Source organism: Brevibacterium luteolum (assembly GCF_025147615.1).
GTDB lineage: Bacteria > Actinomycetota > Actinomycetes > Actinomycetales > Brevibacteriaceae > Brevibacterium > Brevibacterium luteolum.
In genome coordinates, this window is sequence record NZ_JALXPM010000031.1 from 1 (window position 1) to 20320 (window position 20320).

17 protein-coding genes are annotated in these 20320 nt (G+C 66.6%); 13 read left to right on the forward strand and 4 right to left on the reverse strand.

Annotated features, from left to right (window positions below; all coding sequences use genetic code 11):
• Positions 1 to 27: 27 nt before the first annotated feature.
• Positions 28 to 1269 (reverse strand): S1 family peptidase, encoded by a 1242-nt coding sequence (locus M3C25_RS08835; RefSeq protein WP_259855971.1) that lies wholly within the window; start codon positions 1267 to 1269, stop codon positions 28 to 30.
• A gap of 546 nt (positions 1270 to 1815) precedes the next feature.
• Here M3C25_RS08835 and M3C25_RS08840 point away from each other — a divergent pair.
• The 5 genes from M3C25_RS08840 (at position 1816) to M3C25_RS08860 (ending at position 9226) form a co-directional block, all read left to right on the forward strand.
• Complete coding sequence (locus M3C25_RS08840) at positions 1816 to 3123, forward strand: histidine kinase (RefSeq protein ID WP_259855973.1); 1308 nt, start codon at positions 1816 to 1818, stop codon at positions 3121 to 3123.
• Positions 3110 to 3817, forward strand: a complete 708-nt coding sequence (locus M3C25_RS08845) for a response regulator (protein WP_259855975.1) — start codon at positions 3110 to 3112, stop codon at positions 3815 to 3817. Before M3C25_RS08840 ends, M3C25_RS08845 begins: the two co-directional genes overlap by 14 nt.
• 138 nt (positions 3818 to 3955) lie before the next feature.
• Positions 3956 to 5860 carry a translational GTPase TypA gene (gene typA / locus M3C25_RS08850; protein ID WP_259855977.1) on the forward strand — a complete coding sequence of 635 codons (1905 nt, stop codon included), beginning with the start codon at positions 3956 to 3958 and terminating at the stop codon, positions 5858 to 5860.
• A gap of 7 nt (positions 5861 to 5867) precedes the next feature.
• Entirely contained in the window at positions 5868 to 7358 is a 1491-nt protein-coding gene (locus tag M3C25_RS08855; protein WP_259855982.1) for a PIG-L family deacetylase, read from the forward strand.
• A gap of 149 nt (positions 7359 to 7507) precedes the next feature.
• Positions 7508 to 9226 (forward strand): VanW family protein, encoded by a 1719-nt coding sequence (locus M3C25_RS08860; protein WP_259855984.1) that lies wholly within the window; start codon positions 7508 to 7510, stop codon positions 9224 to 9226.
• A gap of 66 nt (positions 9227 to 9292) precedes the next feature.
• Here the strand turns inward: M3C25_RS08860 and bar are convergent, their stop codons facing one another.
• Positions 9293 to 10444, reverse strand: a complete 1152-nt coding sequence (bar, locus tag M3C25_RS08865) for a barbiturase (RefSeq protein ID WP_170273911.1) — start codon at positions 10442 to 10444, stop codon at positions 9293 to 9295.
• Between the two features lie 282 nt (positions 10445 to 10726).
• Between bar and M3C25_RS08870 the strand changes: the two genes are divergently transcribed.
• Positions 10727 to 12115, forward strand: a complete 1389-nt coding sequence (locus tag M3C25_RS08870; protein ID WP_170273912.1) for a uracil-xanthine permease family protein — start codon at positions 10727 to 10729, stop codon at positions 12113 to 12115.
• Positions 12116 to 12134: 19 nt separating this feature from the next.
• Here the strand turns inward: M3C25_RS08870 and M3C25_RS08875 are convergent, their stop codons facing one another.
• Complete coding sequence (locus tag M3C25_RS08875) at positions 12135 to 13274, reverse strand: GNAT family N-acetyltransferase (RefSeq protein WP_170273913.1); 1140 nt, start codon at positions 13272 to 13274, stop codon at positions 12135 to 12137.
• Between the two features lie 100 nt (positions 13275 to 13374).
• Here M3C25_RS08875 and fdxA point away from each other — a divergent pair, with 100 nt between their 5' ends.
• The 3 genes from fdxA (at position 13375) to M3C25_RS08890 (ending at position 16346) form a co-directional block, all read left to right on the forward strand.
• Positions 13375 to 13701 (forward strand): ferredoxin, encoded by a 327-nt coding sequence (gene fdxA, locus M3C25_RS08880; protein WP_102162719.1) that lies wholly within the window; start codon positions 13375 to 13377, stop codon positions 13699 to 13701.
• 6 nt (positions 13702 to 13707) lie between these two features.
• Positions 13708 to 14841 carry a succinyldiaminopimelate transaminase gene (dapC, locus tag M3C25_RS08885; RefSeq protein ID WP_259855986.1) on the forward strand — a complete coding sequence of 378 codons (1134 nt, stop codon included), beginning with the start codon at positions 13708 to 13710 and terminating at the stop codon, positions 14839 to 14841.
• A gap of 218 nt (positions 14842 to 15059) precedes the next feature.
• Positions 15060 to 16346, forward strand: coding sequence for a citrate synthase (locus M3C25_RS08890; RefSeq protein WP_259855988.1), 1287 nt, complete (start codon positions 15060 to 15062; stop codon positions 16344 to 16346).
• Between the two features lie 119 nt (positions 16347 to 16465).
• Here M3C25_RS08890 and dapD read toward each other — a convergent pair whose 3' ends face one another.
• Positions 16466 to 17410: a 2,3,4,5-tetrahydropyridine-2,6-dicarboxylate N-succinyltransferase gene (gene dapD / locus M3C25_RS08895; RefSeq protein WP_259855990.1), complete on the reverse strand. Its 945-nt coding sequence runs from the start codon at positions 17408 to 17410 to the stop codon at positions 16466 to 16468.
• Between the two features lie 81 nt (positions 17411 to 17491).
• Here dapD and M3C25_RS08900 point away from each other — a divergent pair, with 81 nt between their 5' ends.
• The 4 genes from M3C25_RS08900 (at position 17492) to M3C25_RS08915 (ending at position 20224) form a co-directional block, all read left to right on the forward strand.
• The gene (locus M3C25_RS08900) at positions 17492 to 18223 is read left to right on the forward strand and encodes an LOG family protein (RefSeq protein ID WP_175294506.1); all 732 of its coding nucleotides are present in this window, start codon (positions 17492 to 17494) and stop codon (positions 18221 to 18223) included.
• Positions 18224 to 18288: 65 nt separating this feature from the next.
• On the forward strand, positions 18289 to 18699 hold the full coding sequence (locus tag M3C25_RS08905) for a DivIVA domain-containing protein (RefSeq protein ID WP_259855991.1): 411 nt from the start codon (positions 18289 to 18291) through the stop codon (positions 18697 to 18699).
• Positions 18699 to 19943, forward strand: a complete 1245-nt coding sequence (locus M3C25_RS08910) for a putative hexosyltransferase (RefSeq protein WP_259855992.1) — start codon at positions 18699 to 18701, stop codon at positions 19941 to 19943. The genes M3C25_RS08905 and M3C25_RS08910 overlap by 1 nt, the downstream gene beginning before the upstream one ends.
• Positions 19944 to 20053: 110 nt before the next feature.
• Entirely contained in the window at positions 20054 to 20224 is a 171-nt protein-coding gene (locus M3C25_RS08915) for a DUF3117 domain-containing protein (RefSeq protein WP_259855993.1), read from the forward strand.
• Positions 20225 to 20320: the final 96 nt, after the last annotated feature.

Here is a 20320-nt window from a genome sequence, read left to right on the forward strand (position 1 = left end):
AGCCCTGCGGAGGCCCAGGGGGATCGATCAGCGGTGGCCGTAGCGCAGACCGTAGTAGTTCAGCGCATCCTGCACCGGCTGGAAGTAGGAGGAGCCTCCCATGTATCCGCCGTTGAAGCCGCACCGCTGGGTTGAGGGTCCGCCGGAGGTCATGCCGACTGCGTAGCCGCCGGCGGTGTAGGCGCCACCGGAGTCACCGGGAGCGGTGCACACCGAGGAGGTGCCCAGACCGGAGACCTGGGCCACCGAGCGGCCCTGGTTGTCGGAGTAGTTGACCGAGGCGTTGTAGCCGGTGACCTTGCCGCAGGTGACACCCGAGGTCGCGCCGGTGCGGCACATATCGGTGCCGACTGGTGCCTGCCAGGCTCCGCGATCGGCGTTGGTGATGCCGAAGTTCGAGCCGTAGGTGTTGACGCTGGTGCTCACCGAGTTGCCGGAGTTGACGTAGATCGCTCCGATATCGCGGTCGGGCTTGCCGTCATAGGACTTGAAGGCGGTTGCTGCGAAGGTGCCGAAGGCGCTGCCGCCGACGGAGAAGTTCTGCTGGCCTTCAACGCAGTGACCGGCCCAGATCATGACGTTGGTGCCGCCGGTGGTCGATGCCGGGAACCCGGCCGAGCAGTAGCTGCCGGGCACGGAGACCTTGTCGCCGCCGCGGGCGGTGGTGTGCAGGATGTTGCGATCGCCTTCGACGACGGTGACGGCGTCACCGTACTCGGCGGCCTTGTCGAGCACAGCGGACTTCGCATCGGCGTCGGAGACGGTGATGACGACGCGGTCGTCGATGATCTCCGGGGCGATCGAGGCGATGGCCGAACGGTCTCCATCGACCGAGTTGAGGGCATCGACGATCTCGTTGAGCTTGCTCTCGCCGTTCTGCGGGTCGCGGACCTCGAGGCCCTTCGCCATTGCGGCCTTGGCCTCTGCCGAACCGGCGGCTGCCTGGACGACGAGCTCATTGTCCTCATTGAAGAATGCGCCGTCGAAGTCGTTGCCCTTCTGCGAGAGCTCGTAGAGTTCGTTGTTCTGTTCGGCCTGGGCCTCGACGTACTCGCGCTGTTCGCTGACAGTGCGGCCTGAGGACTCGGCCATGATCTTCAGCTCCTTGTCGCTGAAGACCGGGTTGACCTTCTGCGCCTCCGGGCTTTCCTGGATGGCGGTGTCTGCCGTCTTGAGCGGGGCCGGGCCGGCTGCCGCGGGCAGTGCAGTTCCCACGCCGGTGAAGGCAAGTGCTCCAATCAGCACAGCGTGGACCAAGTGTCGTTTCACTGTTCTCTCCTCTGAGATGACCAATTTGGTGCCTCCAACTTTGGCAACACCCCAGGTGGCGCGCTATTGGACCTTGGTGCCGTTCGCTAAGCCGAAAGGAGTAGCTATGCGCGGGCCGGCATGCCTTTCGGGTTCAGTTGGGAGGGAGCGTGTGTTGCAGTTTTGCTCAGAATCCGCCGTTTCCACACAGGGCGCGGTCATCTTGTTCGGTCTACGGACTACGACGAAAGTCGTATTGGCTCACGTCACAGGAACGGGCATGATAGGAATCATGAAGAAATCATTCGGCGTTGCTCTTGCCGCCGTTGCGCTCGTATCGTTCGGAACCGTCGCTCCAGCTGCCGCTCTGCAGGCCAAGGGCCCTGTCGCAAATCCGGAGATGCCTACGCTGTGCCTTCTCCACAAGATTTACGTCCTGTGTCCCAACCTGGATAAGTAGCAGTCAGACCATCAGATAGCTCCGTGGCCGTAGATGGCTGCGGAGCTACTCGTGCAGATAGGGAATTCAACGGTGTTGTCGACCTCACTGTGTAGTACGATCGTCGAATGGCCGACGACCGTCGCATGGCTTCTGTACTCGAGCGCGTGAAACCCCGTCTTCAACTTGGCCAGTTCGGTGTTCCCGTACTGCTGACCTCGCTTCTCGTCGTCCTCGCATTCGTGGACGCAACACAGGCCGAGACCGCAGACTTCCCGTACGCGGCTCTTATCATCCTTGGCGCCGGAATTCTCACAATCCCTATATCGCCCTGGATCCTAGTTGGCGCGGTGCTGCTTGCCGGACTGACGTTGATCTTCATTGGGTCGTCCTTCCTGGGCATGGCGAGTATTACCGTCCCTATTGCTGCGACGTATTTGGCAGCGCGGAGACAACTCCGCTCAGCTATTGCCCTGAGTGTGGCATTGCTCATCGCATTCTCGTTCCCTCCTGTGCTCTTGGGTTACGAAACGTCCATTGTCTTTTCCACGCTCGTCTTCTGGACCGTGGTGGTTACGCTCGCGGTTGTTGCGGGGGTCCTCATCCGGTTCGTCTTGGATCGCGAAGAAGCGGCATCCAAGCAGAATCAGGAAGCGCTCGACAGGTTGAGCTCGCAGCTCTCACGAGATCTTCATGACTCCGTCGGGGGAGTGCTCACACGGGTCTCGCTTCTCGCGCAGCAGGCGCGAGCGAGCGATGCGGACAAAGCCGCAGAGAACCTCGACCTGATCGTGGCTGAGACACACGCGGCGAGTAGCGAAGTCCGGTTACTGCTGAGTCGGCTGCGCGACGTGGACGACATGATCCGCGGTGACGCCGGAGGGGATCTGACAGCAGCCGAACGTGTGCGGTCGAGTAAGAAGCCAGTAAGTGCGAAGCCAGGTGACCCTATCGTGGCGCACGGCCCGATGACTGTTCGGCAGCTCTTGAAGTCCTATTCCGATCGGTTGCGCGTCTACGGCTTCGCTGTCGAAAGCGCTGTCGAACCGCAGGCGTCCGAAGCCCTGGAGCAGTACGTGCGTCTGCTCGGCCGACTGCTGGACGAGAGCATCCTGAACACCATCAAGTACGCCTCACCGGATGAGCCTGTGCACGCGGTCTTCACGCGGTCGGAAACGCACGTCAAAGTCGTGCTCAGCAACACCGAATCTCCCGAGGGCAATCCCAACCCTGCCGACAGCTCCGGTCTGGGCTTGGCAAATTTAGCCCGCGATATCGAGGCTGCAGGGGGTATCCTGACTACTGGCCGGTTGACACCGCCGGTCGTCGAAGGCGCTGAGGCCACGGACTCCCAGTGGCAGCTCTGCGTCGAACTCCCCGCAGCACCAGCCGGGCAACCCACGCCCCACACGGAGGTACCGAGTGACAATCGTTGAGCCTTACGACCGCATCAGGGTCATCATCACCGATGACGATGCCTTCACTCGAGACGCCATCGCCGAACTGCTCGGCAACGACGCCGCCATCAGCGTTGACTCCACCTTCTCCGACGGCGCAGAGATGCTCGCCGCCGTCGAACCCCTCGGCCGCGAAGCCGTCAAGAACATCGACGTCATCCTCTGCGACATCTCGATGCCCGAGGTCGGCGGCATCGAGGCGACCCGCCGCCTGCGTGCTGCTGGTGTGCGCGTGCCGATCATCCTGCTGACATCCTTCGACAGCGAAGAGAACCTCATCCAGGCGCTTGCTGCAGGAGCCAACGGCTACCTCATCAAGACAGCCGACGTCGTGCAGATCCGCTCGGCGATCGAGGCCGTGCTCAGCGGCACCGCCGTCATCTCCCCGGACGCCGCAGGCTTCGGTGCCACCATCACCCACGAGCCGGCAGCCGCAGGCAACCCGGCAGAGGAGATCGCCCAGCTCGGCCTGACCGATCGTGAGGAGGGCGTGCTCCACCTGCTCTGCCAAGGCCTGTCGAACCACGAGATCGCCCGCAAGCTCGACATCCGTGAAGGCACCGTGAAGGTTCACGTCACCTCGATCATGCGCAAATTCAACGTCCGCTCGCGACTCGAGCTCGTCGTCGAGGCATTCAACGCCGGAATCGTCTCACCCGAAGGCGTGCACTGAGCATCTTCGAGTGCAGGGCACTGCCTGCCGGGCCCCTATAATGATGAGTTGGGTCAGAGCCCGTGAAAGGTGCGCGGAGACTTCGCCCGCCTGTGCTCCCACCGGGGCGCGGGCCGCACACAATTCTTGAGGATGTTGATGACAGAACACACCGCACGCCGCCTCGATCGCCGCAATATCGCGATCGTCGCCCACGTCGACCACGGCAAGACGACCCTGGTCGATGCGATGCTCAAACAGACCGGAGCGTTCGGCGACCACGGCGAAGTGCAGGACCGCGTCATGGACTCCGGCGACCTGGAGCGCGAGAAGGGCATCACGATCCTGGCGAAGAACACCGCCGTGCGCTACGCAGGACCGTCCGCCACCGACGGCCCGCTGACCATCAACGTCATCGACACCCCCGGCCACGCCGACTTCGGCGGCGAGGTCGAACGCGGCCTGTCCATGGTCGACGGTGTGGTGCTGCTCGTCGACGCCTCGGAAGGACCGCTGCCGCAGACCCGATTCGTGCTGCGCAAGGCGCTGGCGGCGAACCTGCCCGTCATCATCGTCATCAACAAGACCGACCGCGCCGATGCCCGCATCGCCGAAGTCGTTGACGAAGCCCAGGACCTCCTGCTCGGCCTGGCCAGCGATCTGGCAGAGGAGCAGCCTGACCTCGACGTCGATGCAGTGCTCGACGTGCCCGTCGTCTACGCCGCAGCCAAGGTCGCCCGCGCCTCCCTGCGCCGGCCCGCCGACGGCGATGTGCCCGACAACGACGACCTCGAGCCGCTGTTCTCCACCATCCTGGAGCACATTCCGGCCCCGGCCTACAACGATGACGGAGTGCTCCAGGCACACGTGACCAACCTCGACGCCTCTCCGTTCCTCGGCCGCCTGGCGCTGCTGCGCATCTACGGCGGCACCCTGAAGAAGGGCCAGCAGGTCGCCTGGGCCCGCGGCAGCGGAGACATCGGTCAGGCCAAGGTCACTGAGCTGCTCGAAACCAAGGGCCTCCAGCGCGTGCCAGCCGCAGAAGCCTCAGCTGGCGACATCGTCGCCATCGCCGGGATCCCCGACATCATGATCGGCGACACCATCACTGATCTGGAGGATCCGCGCCCGATGCCGGCGATCGAGATCGACGAACCGGCGATCTCGATGACCGTCGGCATCAACACCTCGCCGCTGGCCGGCCGCGAGAAGGGCACCAAAGTCACCGCCCGTATGGTCAAGGACCGACTCGACTCCGAACTCGTCGGCAACGTCTCCCTGCGCGTGCTGCCCACCGAGCGCCCCGACACCTGGGAAGTCCAGGGCCGAGGCGAACTCGCCCTGGCCGTGCTCGTCGAGCAGATGCGCCGCGAGGGCTTCGAGCTCACCGTCGGCAAGCCGCAGGTCGTGACTCAGGAGATCGACGGCGTCCTGCACGAACCTGTCGAGCAGATGACGATCGACGCGCCCGAGGAGCACCTGGGGGCGATCACCCAGCTCATGGCCTCCCGCAAGGGCCAGATGGAATCGATCAGCAACCACGGCACCGGCTGGGTGCGCATGGAATTCCGGGTCCCGGCCCGCGGCCTCATCGGCTTCCGCACCCGGTTCCTCACCGAGACCCGCGGCACCGGCATCGCCAACTCGCTGTCAGCCGGCCTCATGCCGTGGGCGGGGGAGATCACCTTCCGCACCACCGGCTCGCTGGTCGCCGACCGGGCCGGTTCGGTGACCCCGTACGCAATGCTCAACCTGCAGGATCGCGGCAGCTTCTTCGTCGAGCCGACCTCCGAGGTCTACGAAGGCCAGGTCGTCGGTGAGAACTCCCGCAATGAGGACATGGACGTCAACGTCACCAAGGAGAAGAAGCTGACGAACATGCGCTCAGCTTCGGCGGACACCTTTGAGAACCTCACCCCGCCGCGGGCACTGACCCTGGAGGAGAGCCTCGAGTTCGCCAACGACGACGAGTGCGTCGAAGTCACGCCAACCCACGTGCGCATCCGCAAGGTCGTGCTCGACCAGAAGGAGCGTCACAAGATCACCAGCCGCAAGAAGAACTGATCACTGCATGAGTGCCACCCAGACCCTTCCCGCAGCACAGGCGCGCGTCCTCTTCGTCCACGCCCACCCCGATGACGAGTCGATCATGACCGGTGGGACGATGGCCGCACTTGCCGCCTCCGGCGCCCACGTCGCCCTCGTCACCGCCACCCGCGGTGAGGGCGGTGAGGTGATCGGCGAGCTGCGGGAACGGCTGGAGGGCAACCGGGCCGAACTAGCATCTCACCGGGAGCAGGAGCTCGCCCGCGCACTCGAGATCCTCGGGGTCAGCGACCATGCCTTCCTGGGCGACGGTGAGCGCGGGGGAGCAGATGAGCGCCTGCCTTCCCGCCGGTTCGAGGACTCCGGGATGGCCTGGGGTCCTGACGGTCACGCTGTGGCACCGGATGACATGGTGCCCGAGGCACTGTGCGCCGCCCCGGTGAGCGAAGCCGCCGGATACCTCGTCAACGTCATTCGCCGGGTGCGTCCGCAGCTCGTCATCACCTACTCCAGTGGTGGCGGCTACGGCCACCCCGACCATGTGCGGATGCACGAGGCGACGGTCGCCGCCTGCCAGCGGCTGGAGGGCACCGCTGACGAGGCGGCTGCACTGCTGTTCTTCGACACCCCTGCCGACGCGGCCGCCGACGCCTTCGACCCCCAGGCTCCCGGCTTCGAGCTCACCGGCTTCGCCCCGGCCGCATCGATCCCGACGATCGCCGCCGAGGCGCCGATCGCCGTCGCCCAGGACGTCGACGCCTTCATCGGCGCCAAGAGCCTGGCGATGGCAGCCCACCGCACCCAGATCACCGTGGCCGGGCAGTTCTTCGCACTGTCCAACGGGATCGGCCAGAAGGTCATGGATATCGAGTGCTACACCGACGCCGCCTACCCGGGCCCCGGACCGGCACCGTATGCACCGGTCGACAATGTCCTCGATGCCGTCATCGTGCCTGTTGGGACTCACGCCTACCCGACCCCGGCCGGCACCGGCACTGACGATGCGAACGCAGCCGCCGCCTCGGGCGCGGGTGGAGCAGCCGGTGCGGCGAGCACCGCCGGAACCGGAGCGGCGACAGCTGCCGGAGCCGGAGCGGCGAGAGCTGACACTGAGTCTCCGGGGCGTCCGAAGACCAGCGCGGCAGCGATCATCCACGCGATCCTCGTCGGGCTGCTCATCGGCGTGCTCGGCTCCTTCCAGCACCTCAACGCGACCGCCTGGGAGCTCGGCGGCCAGCAGATCATCGCCCCGTGGGGCCTGGCTCTGGCGCTGGCGCTGAGCACGGCGGGCATGTGGCACATCGCCGCGCTGTACCGGTCGACATCGCTCATGGTGCTGTGTGCGGCGGTCATCTGCATGGTTTCGTTCCTGTTCACACAGCAGGGCCTGCTGCCCGGGGCCGACCTCATCGTCGCCGCGTATCTGCGCTCGATCGTGTGGCTGGTCGCCCCGATGGGCATCGCTGCGGTGCTCGCCTTCACGCTGCCGGCGCTCAAGACTCCCAAGCGGTCATGAGACCGGCGGTCCGGCCGGAAGCTGAGACCGAACTGTAGCAGGATTGTCACCCGGTGGCCGCAGGTCAGGGCATGGCCACTGGCTATAGTTGGGAACGGATTCCCACCAGCTCCGGGCCGCTGCCCGGCCGACTCTCGTGAAGTGACACCATGGCCTCTGACACCACTCCGGCGCGCGGCCGCCGCACGACGATCATCGTCATCGTCGCCGCCGTCCTCGCCCTCGCCGCTGCCTATGTGGCAACGGCGTTCTTCGCCTCCAACGGCATGCCGCGTCACACGCAGGTCGCCGGGATCGACGTCGGCGGGTTGTCCGAGGCCGAGGCGAAGCGCACCCTCGATGAGCAGCTCGCCCCGCGTGCCGAGAAGCCGATCGAGATCACCGCAGAGGACAACTCCGCGAAGATCGACCCGGCTGATGCCGGGATCGTCCTCGACACCCAGGCGACCGTCAATCGCGGTGCTGGCTTCACGCTCAATCCGGTGCGCATCTACGAGCGCCTGTTCGACGACAACGTCATCGACCCGGTCAGCACCGTTGACGAGTCGAAGAAGTCCGTCATCGAGGAGGTCGGTTCGGAGATGTCGACCGAACCGGTCGATGCGACGCTCGCCTACGACGAAGACGGCAAGCCGAAGGTCACCGACAGCAGCGACGGCACCATCGTGACCGCCGATGCGATCCGGGAGACGATCGATGCCTCCTGGCTGCGCGAAGACCCGCCACTGGCGGTGACTGCGCAGAAGAAGGAAGCCGACATCACCACCGCTGAGGCGGAGAAGGCCCGGACCGATATCGCCGAACCGGCGATCAGCGATGACGTCACGGTCACCGCCGACCCCGGCGACCATGAGGATGTCCAGGGCGGGACGCTCACCGTCTCACCGGAGACCGTGTCGCAGACCCTGGAGTTCGAGCCCAAGGACAGCGACCTGACACCGGTCTTCGACGCCAAACGGCTCAAGCGGCTCGCGCTGGCCGAGAGCCCGCAGGTCGGCCAGGAGATGAAGAACGCCAGCTACGAGATCGTCGACGGCAAACCGAAGGTCGTGCCGAGCGAGAAGGGCATCTCCGTTGACGAGAAGGAATTCGCCGACGCTGTGCTGCCGGCGCTGACCTCCGATGACCGCACCGCCGAGGTGACGCTCACCGAGACCGATCCGGAGTTCTCGACTGAGGACGCCGAGAAGGCCGATATCGACACCGTCATCGCGAAGTTCGCCACCCCGTACAACTCCGAACCCAACCGCGACACCAACCTGCGGGTGGCCTCGAAGAAGGTCTCGGGCAGCGTACTGCTGCCCGGTGAGCAGTTCAGCCTCAACGAAACCCTGGGCAAGCGCACAGCCGCCAACGGCTACAAGCCTGCCGGCGTCATCTCCGAAGGGCAGATGAAGACCGACTTCGGCGGCGGTGTCTCCCAGGTGTCGACAACCCTGTTCAATGCCGCATTCTTCGCCGGTCTCGATCTCGATGAGCACCGTGCGCACTCCCGGTACATCTCCCGCTACCCGGAGGGTCGGGAGACGACCCTGGACTGGACGTCGATCGACTTGAAGTTCACGAACAACACCGACAAACCGATGGTGCTTGACATGTACCTCAAGGGCGGCGAGGTCCACGCCCGCGTCTTCGGCGTCAAGACCGTCGACGTCGAAGCCGATGCCTCCAGCCGGTTCGCGTTCACTTCGCCGAGCACTGTGACCGAATCGGGTCCCTCCTGCTCACCGCAGTCACCGCGGGAAGGCTGGTCGATCACGATCTACCGCACGATCAAGGACCACTCGACCGGCAAGGTCGTGAAGAAGGACGACTTCACCACCGTCTACCGTCCGGTCAACCGTGTGCAGTGCAAGACGGACAGCTGAACGACCCTGAGCACAGCCGTGCCCGGCACCGGAATCACGGTGCCGGGCACAGGCATGGTGAGCAGGTCAGCCGGTGAATGTGTAGCCGCTGGGTTCCTCACCCAGGTCGATGATCGCAGCGACCGGCCCGCCGCCGTCAGGACCCTGATGGGCGGCTGATACCGAGACGAACACGGCCGGATCACCAGTCACCGCGGAGGTGACGCCGCCGACGGCGGCCTTGATCTGCCGGTGCCAGTGGACATCGGAGTCGTCGAGCATCGCATTGCGGCGGCCGAGCACCGAGCCGTCCTGGCTGGCCTCGCACTTGAGGAACACATTGACGAGACGGCCGCCGAGGTCGTCGCGGTGCGGCCGATCCGGCAGGTCGAGGCCGGCATCGGTGATCGCATCCCAGATTCCGTCGGCATCGAGAGCATGATCCATCACCCCGTGGCCGATCCGGAACCGGCCGCCGATGCCGGGCGCATTGCCGACGACGACCACCTGCGCGCGGTCGAGCTCCACACCGGAGGAGCACGAGGCGACGGCGGAGTACTTCCTGCGGTCGCGCATGACATCGTCATCGGTGATGTCGGTGGCCTCGCCGAGCGCCTGGGCGATGCCGAGGGCAGTGGTGCCGTTGGAGACGTCCATCGACGTCAGCGTGTCCTCGGTGAAGACGTCGTGACCGCGGGAGCGGGCATCGCGGATCGTGTCGATTGTCAGCAGCGGGGTCTTCGTCTGCACATAGTGGACATCGGATGTGTCGGTGATGCCGGCGCGCTCCATCGCCGCGGTGACGGCATCGGCGACCTTGTCGATCATGCCGGTGCGGCCGATCTCCTCCGGCAGGATCGGCTCGCTCATCGCGAAGCCGACCGACAGCCGCTTGTCATCGACACCGGCGGCAGCGCCGTGGCTCGGGGTGTCGGTCGCGTCGGTGGTGGCGAAGATCGTGGCATGGGGGCTGATGACGCCATCGGTGCCGCCGGACCAGACGATCGGGATCTCCTTGACCTGCTCGGGCGGAGCGCCCTTCTCGATGAGCGCCTCACGGAAGGCGCGGTCGGCGATGATGCGGGTGTAGTCGTTGACCCCGCCATTGCCCTCGGTCTTGCCGATGATCGCGATGACGCGCGAGGCGTCGAGGACACCGGCGTCGATGAGCTTCGTCATCTCCGAGGCGTCGGAGACGCTGTGCAGGGGGACTTTCCGGACTTCGATCGGCTGTGGCATAAGGCTGCTCCCAACAGAGTGTCGTTCCCACCCGGCGGGTGATGCCGAGAGGCTGTCATCGACTGCGCACCGGCGCGCGGCGCCGTCACCGCAGTCCCTGAGTGCCACTCACTGTACTGAGCGAACTGTGGGGCAGAACACGTCAGATTGCGCCAAGCGGAACCGCATCCATTCGGCAGAAAGTGCTGTGTCAGCCCTGTGTCACATGCGCCTAGCGTGATGTGACACACGACACGCCACGACGGCAGGCGGACTCGCCAGCCGCCGCGCCCGAGGAGAGCTATGCCCGCTGCTGAGCCAGAGATCACCCCGCGCTACCAGATCAACGAGATGCCGCCGCTGGGCGAGGCGGTGCTGCTGGGCATCCAGCATGTGCTCGTCATGATGGCGAGCAATGTCACCATTCCCGTCATCCTCGCCACTGCGATCGGCGCCACCACCGGTGAGACCGCCTTCCTCGTCCAGGTCGCGTTGCTCGTCGCCGGGCTCACCACGCTGCTACAGACGATCGGCATCGGGCCGATCGGCTCTCGGCTGCCGATCGTACAGGGCACGAGCTTCGGCTTCCTCGTCGTCGCCATCCCGCTGGCGCAGAGCTACGGGATCGCCGCCGTGTTCGGTGGTGCGATCTTCGCCGGTGTCGTGCAGGTGATCCTCGGGATGAGCCTGCGCTGGCTTAAGGCCCTGTTCCCGCCGCTCGTCAGCGGCATCGTCGTCCTCGTCATCGGCATCGGCCTGCTGCCGACCGGCATGGCGCTCTACGCCGGCGGCAGCGGCTCACCGACATTCGGTTCGTGGACAGACCTCGGCCTGGCTAGCCTGGTGCTCGTCGTGATGCTGCTGTTCTACCGCTTCGGCCGGGGCATCATCGGGGCGGCCTCAGTGCTCCTCGCCCTCATCGTCGGCTACCTGGCAGCGATCCCGGCCGGTCGGGTCGACTTCAGCGATGTCGCCGAGGCCGCATGGTTCGCCTTCCCCGCACCGCTGAAGTTCGGTCTGGACTTCCCCGCCGCTGCCCTCATCGGCATGGGTGCGATGGCGATCGCCACCTCCGTGGAGACGATCGGGGACCTGTCGGCGATCACCAAGAGCGGTGCTGGACGAGACGTGACCGACAAGGAGCTCTCCGGCGGCGTGATGGCCGACGGCGTAGCGACCGCGTTCGCCTCACTGTTCTCCGCCCTGCCCAACACCTCGTTCGGCCAGAACGTCGGGCTCGTCGCCTTCACCGGCGTCATGAGCCGGCACGTCGTCTCGATCGGCGCCGGATTCCTCATCCTGCTCGGACTGCTGCCGAAGTTCGCCGCCGTCATCGCCGTCATGCCCTCGGCTGTCATCGGAGGAGCGGCGGTCGTGATGTTCGGAATGCTCATCGGTGCTGGCATCAAACTGCTGGCCGAGACTGCCCTCGACCGCCACGACATGCTCGTCATCGCCGTGTCGATCGGCGTCGGGCAGGGCTTCGCTGCCGTACCTGATTCGGTGGCGCTGTTCCCCAACACCATCGCCGTGCTGCTGACCTCCGGCATCGTGCCGGCGGCCGCGCTGGCCGTCATCATGAACCTCACGCGCCCCAAGCCGGCCCGCGGCGGTCACCTCGACATCGATGTGCCGATGAGCGAGAAGTCCGATCCGCTCGGCGACGACGGCACACACGCGCCGCCGCGCTGAGCCTGCAGACGGCCGGTGCTCATTCGGCCTGGAGGGCGAACCAGTGCCGGTGATGCTCCCGGGCGCCGAGACCGCGCATGAGCGTGATCGCTGCTTCATTGGAAGCCGGCACATCGGCCAGCAGCGAGCGGATGCCCTGCTGGCCGGCTGCCGCGGCCGCGGCCTGCACGAGTGCGCGTCCGACTCCGCGGCGGCGCGCGCTGGGGTGGACGATGAGATGGGAGATCACCGCCCAGCGGTGGGTGAGCGCGACGCGGATCGTGCCGATGAGCTGCGGCCGGCTGGCCTGCGGCTGCCCGCCGGGCTGGGCGGAACCAGCCGTCCCGGACTGGGCGGTGCCGGGCAGCGGACCGGTGATCGCTGAGAGGATGAACATCTGCTCAGCTGAGGTCATGAGCGCGGCGAAGGCCGAATGGCTCTCGCTGCCCTCCGGGTGCCCCCAGGCCTCATATTGCAGTCCGTGCGGGGCATCCGAGCGCACGATCGACAGCCCAGCCGGGGCCGCGGCGGCGGGATCGGCGAGCCCAGCGGCCGCCTCGGCGGTGGCGGCGGTGAGCGCCAGCTGCGGTTCGGAGGGCACGAAGCCGGCATCGCGGAACAGCCCGGCGGCCTCCCGGCAGGCGGCGGCGAGCTCTGAGGAGTCGGCATCGGAGTAGATCTGCACAGCAGCAGGCAGCCCGTGCTGGCCGTACCACTGGGAGACCATCTCGAGCGCCTCAGCCGTCTCGACACCGGGCGGGTCGAGGGGCAGGGCGGAGTTCGCCGCCTCCTTCCCAGCCCCGCCGGCAGCCCGCAGCAGCCAGCCGGACTGGACGAACGCCTCGGGCCCGGCCGCGTCATCGCCGGTGGCTTGCGCGGCATCGCGGTGCAGATTGTCCCGGTTCAGCCACGTCACCTCCGGCGGCAGCCACGCATGGGCGGCGACCCGGCGGACATCGGCCGCCGAGACCACCTCGTGCAGCCTCCCAGCCCGCTGCGGGGCCGGGGGCACCTCATGGGCGAGGATGATGTCCTCCCGAGGCACGCGGACCGGGCCGCGCTTCGTCTCGACCGTCACGGAGTTCCCGTCGACGGCGCTGACCTGGCCGAGCGCATCGGTGGCGCTGGAGCCCTCGCGGAACCGCAGGACGACGCGCATGCCGGGACGGGGTTCGAACATGTGTGACCTTTTCGACGGTGGTGTGCCAACGCTCCCAGCCTATAAGGGAGTAGTCTGGTGAGAGGACTTTTCGCATGGAAGCTGACTGAGGAGACTGACAGTGACGTATGTCATCGCACAACCGTGCGTCGATCTCAAGGATAAGGCGTGCATCGACGAATGCCCCGTCGACTGCATCTACGAAGGCGAACGGTCGCTCTACATCCACCCCGACGAATGCGTCGACTGCGGTGCCTGCGAACCTGTCTGCCCGGTTGAGGCGATCTACTACGAAGACGACGTCCCCGAAGAGTGGGCCGACTACTACACCGCCAATGTCGAGTTCTTCGACGAGATCGGCTCGCCCGGCGGTGCCGCCAAGCTCGGCAACACCGGCCTGGACCATCCGATCATCAAGGCGCTGCCGCCGCAGAGCCACGACGAGTGAGAACCCATGTACGGACTCCAGCTGCCGGATTACCCCTGGGACACCCTGACTCCGTACCGACAGCGCGCTGCCGCACATCCTGATGGCGTGTGCGATCTGTCGATCGGCACCCCGGTCGATCCCACCCCCGAGGTGATCCGTCAGGCGCTGCGCGAGGCCGCCGACGCCCACGGGTACCCGACGACCGCCGGCACCGAGGCGCTGCGCGAGGCGATCGCCTGGTGGTCGTCCCAGTGGCGCGGCGTAACTATTGATCCCGCCACCGAGGTGCTGCCGACCGTTGGGTCGAAGGAGCTCGTCGCCTGGCTACCGACACTGCTCGGGCTCAATGCCGGGGGAGCATCGGGGCTGGAGAAGCCTTTGGCCGTCGCCTGCCCGTCGCAGGCCTACCCGACCTATGAGATGGGCGCCCGCGTGGCCGGCGTCGACTGTGTGCGACTCGATGCCGCCGACATCCTTGCCGGCGCCTCCCTGGATGGCATCGGGCTGCTGTGGCTCAACTCACCGGGCAACCCGACCGGCGAGGTCCTCGACACCGACACTCTTGCCGCTGTCGTCACCCGCGCCCGCGAGGCCGGGGTCATCGTCGCCAGCGACGAATGCTACGCCCTGCTCAACTGGGCCGCCGACACCGCGGCGCCCTCGATCCTCGACCCGGCCGTCACCGGAGGAGAGCACACCGGGCTGCTGGCGGTGTACTCGATGTCGAAGCAGTCGAACCTCGCCGGCTACCGGGCGGCATTCGTCACCGGCGATGCGACGCTCATCGGCAACCTCACCAACTCTCGCAAGCATGCCGGGATGATCATGCCTGCCCCGATCCAGGCGGCGATGATCGCGGGCCTGCGCGACACTGCCCACGTGCAGGAGCAGAATGCCCGCTACGCCGCCCGGCGCGCGGAGCTGCTGCCGGCAGCCGAGGCGTTCGGGCTGCGCATCGACCATTCGACAGCTGGGCTCTACCTGTGGGCCAGCCGCGACGAGGACTGCTGGGAGACCATCGCAGCGCTCGCTGACCTGGGCATCATCGCCGGACCCGGCGCCTTCTACGGCGCTGCCGCCGGCCAGCACGTGCGCCTGGCGCTGACAGCGCCCGATGAGCGGATCGCGGCGGCTGCCGCACGCCTGCGCGAGGCCTGAGATCGAGGTGGCCACCGCCTCGGGAAAGGCCGAACACACCCGCCTGCCGCACGGTGGCGCGGGGCAGGGTACCAAGCCCAGGTGACAGGCCACCCCGATTTACCCTTGGCCTACCAAAGCCGGTAGTCTCTGATGTGACTGTGAAACAACACTCAGGTCGCTGTGAGCACCCCACGCTCGAATCCCCGGCCGGAGATCAGACATTTCGAGGAGTACATATGGCAGAGGATGCAGTACTGCACATCGACGGCCAGGAGGTCTCCCTCCCTGAGGTGACTGCCACCGAAGGCACGGAAGCTGTGCGGATCGGCTCGTTGCTCAAGGACACCGGGAAGGTCACCTACGATCCCGGCTTCGCCAACACGGCCAACACCTCCTCGGCCATCACCTTCATCGATGGCGACGAGGGCATCCTGCGCTACCGCGGCTACCCGATCGAAGAGCTGACCGAGAAGTCGAACTTCATCGAGGTCTGCTACCTGCTCATCTACGGCGAGCTGCCCACCCAGGAGCAGTACGACGAATTCGACGCCCGCCTGCGCCGCCACACCCTCGTACACGAGGACCTGCGCCGCTTCTTCACCGCCTTCCCCTACGACGCCCACCCGATGCCGATGGTGTCCTCGGCGATCTCGGCGCTGTCGACCTTCTACCAGGACAACCTCTCCGTCTTCGACCACGAGCAGATCGACCTGTCCTCGATCCGGATGCTCGCCAAGATGCCAACAATCGCAGCGATGGCCCACCGCAAGTCCGAGGGCCTGCCGGTGATCCACCCGGACAACTCGCTCAACCTCGTCGAGAACTTCCTGCGCGTGAACTTCGGCTACCCGTCCGAGCCGTACGAGCTCGACCCGCTGGCGGTCAAGGCGATGGACCAGCTGTTCATCCTGCACGCCGACCACGAGCAGAACTGCTCGACCTCGACGGTGCGCCTGGTCGGCTCGGCACAGGCGAACATCTTCCAGTCGATCTCAGCAGGCGTCAACGCCCTGGCAGGCCCCCTGCACGGCGGAGCGAACTCGGCAGTTCTGGAGATGCTCGAAGAGATCCTCGCCTCCGACGACGGCGCGAAGTCCTACATGGAGCGGGTGAAGAACAAGGAGCAAGGCGTCCGCCTCATGGGTTTCGGCCACCGCGTGTACAAGAACTACGATCCGCGTGCGGCGATCATCAAGAAGACCGCCCACGAGATCCTCGAGCGCACCGGCGGCAACGACGAGATGCTCGAACTCGCCCTCAAGCTCGAAGAGATCGCGCTGGCCGACGACTACTTCGTTGAGCGCAGCCTGTACCCGAACGTCGACTTCTACACCGGCCTCATCTACAAGGCCCTCGGCTTCCCGACCGAGATGTTCACCGTGCTCTTCGCCGTCGGCCGCCTGCCGGGCTGGATCGCGCAGTGGCGTGAGATGATCAACGACCCGGAGACCCGCATCGGCCGCCCGCGCCAGATCTACACCGGCGAGCCGAAGCGCAGCTACACCGACATCAGCGAGCGCTGAGACGCGGTGCCCTGACACCGGATACGCGAAAGGGGACAGACCAGCTGGTCTGTCCCCTTTGCCGTGCCCGGCTGATGAGTGTGCCGGGCCCGGCAGCTCAGTGGGCCGTGCCCGTCTGATCAGTGCAGGTCGGGGTTGAGTTCGATGCCCTGGGCGGTGCGGGACCGGGCCTCGACGGCACCGGTCTCGGAGTTGCGGCGCAGCAGCACGTTGTCGCTGCCGGACAGTTCGGCGGCCTTGACGACCCTGCCGTCCTCCTCGGGCATGACGACGCGGGTGCCGGCAGTGACGTAGAGGCCGGCCTCGACGATGCAGTTGTCGCCGAGGGAGATGCCGACGCCGGCATTGGCGCCGAGCAGCGTGCCCTCGCCGATCTCGATGCGGTGCGCGCCGCCGCCGGACAGGGTGCCCATGATCGAGGCGCCGCCGCCGATGTCGGTTCCGTTGCCGATGACGACGCCCTGGGAGATGCGCCCTTCGACCATCGCCTGGCCGAGGGTGCCGGCGTTGAAGTTGACGAAGCCCTCGTGCATGACGACGGTGCCCGGTGAGAGGTAGGCGCCCATCCGCACCCGGTCGGCATCAGCGATGCGCACACCCTCGGGCACGACGAAATCGGTCATGCGCGGGAACTTGTCGACACCGTAGACCGAGAGCTGGCCGCGCGCCTTGAGCTTGGCGCGGGTGATCTCGAAGTCCTCGACCGCACACGGGCCGGCAGAGGTCCACACGACATTGCTGAGCTGGCCGAACAGGCCGTCGAGGTTGAGGTCGTTGGGCTTGACGAGACGGTGGGACAGGGCGTGCAGGCGCAGGTAGCCGTCGGCGGCGCCGTCCGGGGCGGCATCGACGTCGATCGTGACGCTGACGAGCTCACCGCGGGTGCCGCGGGCCTCATCGGCGGCCGCGAGCGGGGTGAGGACGTCATCGTCGACGGCGTCGGCGGCGAGCTTGGCTGCCGAGGCCTCATCGCCGGTGAGGACGGGAGCGGGGTACCACACGCACAGGATCGTGTCGCCGTGGTACGTGGCGACACCCTTGGCTGAGACGAAACGTTGAGTCATGACACCAGCCTATCGGTCTGTGTGCCGGCGAGACACTAGGCTGGACGTGATCTGTGCCCGTCGAACGCCAGGAGCCTGCCGATGTTCACCTCAGGAATCTACAACCGCGGACCGCTGCGGCTGCGCCGCTCCCAGGTGCCGGAGAAGACCGCTGACGAACAGCTGCTCGAATGCCCGGACGAGGCCGCCTGGCAGCACGAGGACCCGTGGCGGGTGCTGCGCATCCAGTCGGAGTTCGTCGAGGGCTTCGGCGCGATGGCCGGACTCGGATCGTGCTTCTCGGTCTTCGGCTCGGCCCGGACTGCCGAGACCTCACCGGACTACGCGACCGCCCGGGATCTCGGCCGCCGCATCGCCGAAGCCGGCTACGGAGTCATCACCGGGGGAGGGCCGGGCATCATGGAAGCGGCCAACCGCGGAGCACACGACGCCGGGGGACTCTCCGTGGGCCTGGGCATCGAGCTGCCCTTCGAACAGGGCATGAACGACTACGTCGACCTGGGCGTGAACTTCCGGTACTTCTTCGTGCGCAAGACGATGTTCCTCAAATACTCCCAGGGCTACGTCGTGCTGCCCGGTGGATTCGGCACCTTCGATGAGCTCTTCGAAGCGCTGACGCTGGCGCAGACGCACAAAGTGCGCAAGTTCCCGATCGTGCTCATGGGCACCAGCTACTGGGGAGGTCTCGTCGACTGGCTGAAGTCCAAGCCGGTCGAATACGGCACCATCAGCCTCGACGACCCCGACCGGCTCAGCCTCACCGACGATCCGGCCGAGGCCGTCTCGATCCTCACCTCCGTCTCCGAGTCCTGACCGAGCGTTCCAGCAAGCCTGTCACGGTGCGCCGGCGGCCGACAGGGCTGTGAGACGATACCGCTATGTCGATCTACATCATCCTCGGTGTGTGCGCTGTCGTGTTCTTCGCCGTCGTCGCCGTCTTCGGCGCCACCGGCGGCTTCAACAGCGCCATGGGACGCGACCAGGCTCAGGAGCCCCCGCGCGGACTGGGCGAGGGATGGTCGGCAGACGACATCAGCGCCGTGCGCTTCCAGCTCGCCGCCCGCGGCTACCGCACCGACGCCGTCGACCTGGTGCTAGAGCAGATGACTCAGCGGCTGCGCGAACAGGAGGCCGAGATCGCCCGCCTGCACGCCGAACGCGACCGCCCGCACCCAGGCCACCACCGCCTCGGCGACGGCTACCCGGAGATCCTGGGCGACCCCCAGCCCGGTGGCAGCGACCGGGGCATCGACGCACCGCACGGCACGCTGGGCGACCCGCAGCCTTGATGGCACCGCCCACACCCGCCCCAGCATCCTCAGCCGGGCTGATCGCCGCGCAGCCGCCCACCCCACGGATCGTCAGGCGGGCAGCGGACTGGCTGCTGGGCCTGCCGGTCTGGGCGCAGGCGCTCGTCGTCTGCCTCGTCTCGCGGATCATCGCGTTCGCATTCCTCTCCCACGTGCTCGCCGAGCAGGGCAGCTCCCCGTGGACGAGCGGGGAGGTCACGACGCTGCGGGACTTCCTCAACTTCTGGGACGCCGGCTGGTACGAGCGCATCGCGACCGACGGCTACCCCGAGGTGCTGCCGCGCGCAGAGACCGGGGATGTCAGCCAGAACGCGTGGGCGTTCTACCCGCTGCATCCCTGGATCGCCCGCGACGTCTCCGTGCTCACCGGGCTGGACTACCAGCTCGTCTCACCGCTGCTGTCGAACCTGTTCGCCGCCGGGGCTGCGATCGTCATCCTTGCGCTGTTCCGCCGCCACACCACCGCCGGGCGGGCGCTCATGGGCCTGGCGGTCGTGTTCGTCTTCCCCGCCTCCCCGATCCTGAGCACCGGATATGCCGAGGCGCTCAACCTGCTGCTGCTCGCCTGCGCGCTCACGCTCGTCATCGACCGCGCCTACCTGTGGGCGATCCCGGTCGTCGTGGCGATGGACCTCTCCCGGCCGATCGGGGTGGCGTTCTCGTTCTTCATGCTCATCCACCTCATCAGCCGCTTCGCCCGCCGCAGGAGCGAGCCCTACCCGGCAGGGGAGGCGATCCGCAGCTGGACGCTCGGGGTGCTGTCCTGCGTCGCTGCGCTGATCCACCCCATCCACGCCTGGCTGCGCACCGGTGAGCCGCTGGCCTACCTTGAGACTGAGCACGCGTGGAGCGGTGGGCACTCCCGGTTCGTCATCCAGTGGTTCGACATGTCGCGCTGGCTGGCAGGCGACATCATCGGACCCGTGCTGCTTGTGGGGCTCATCATCGGGTTCGCAGCTCTCATGGTCTCGGCTGCCGGCCGGCAGCTCGGCCGCGACCTGCAGCACTTCACTGTCGCCTATGCGGTGTACCTGTTCATCTTCTTCAACCCGCAGACGTCGACGTTCCGGCTGCTGCTGCCGCTGTTCCCGCTCGCCCTGGCGATGGCGTACTCCCGTTCGTGGGCGTACCGCGGACTGCTGCTCGTCGTGCTCATCGTCACCCAGTACCTGTGGATCAGTCAGCTGTGGCATTTCACCCCGCCATCGGACTGGCCGCCGTGATCAGCATGCAAGACAGACGGATGCGCGCTTGACGCGCCCGTTACGTGATCCAGCTCAAATGGTGGATAATCAGAGATGCTGGAAATTTTCAACCGGAAGGACAGAGGTTCATGGCAGCACAGAAACCGCGCACTGGTGACGGTCCTCTTGAAGTGACCAAAGAAGGTCGCGACATGGTTCTGCGTCTACCTGTCGAGGGCGGCGGGCGGCTGGTCATCGAGATCAGCCCGGAGGAAGCTGCGAACCTGTACGACACCCTCGCCGAGGCGCTGGGCAAGTAACGCAGTGCCGGTTCCGGTCCGCTGACCGGGAACCGGAGAGCACCACCCTCATCTGGGCGCCGGACGCGCACTCGCGCAACCGGCGCCCATACTCAT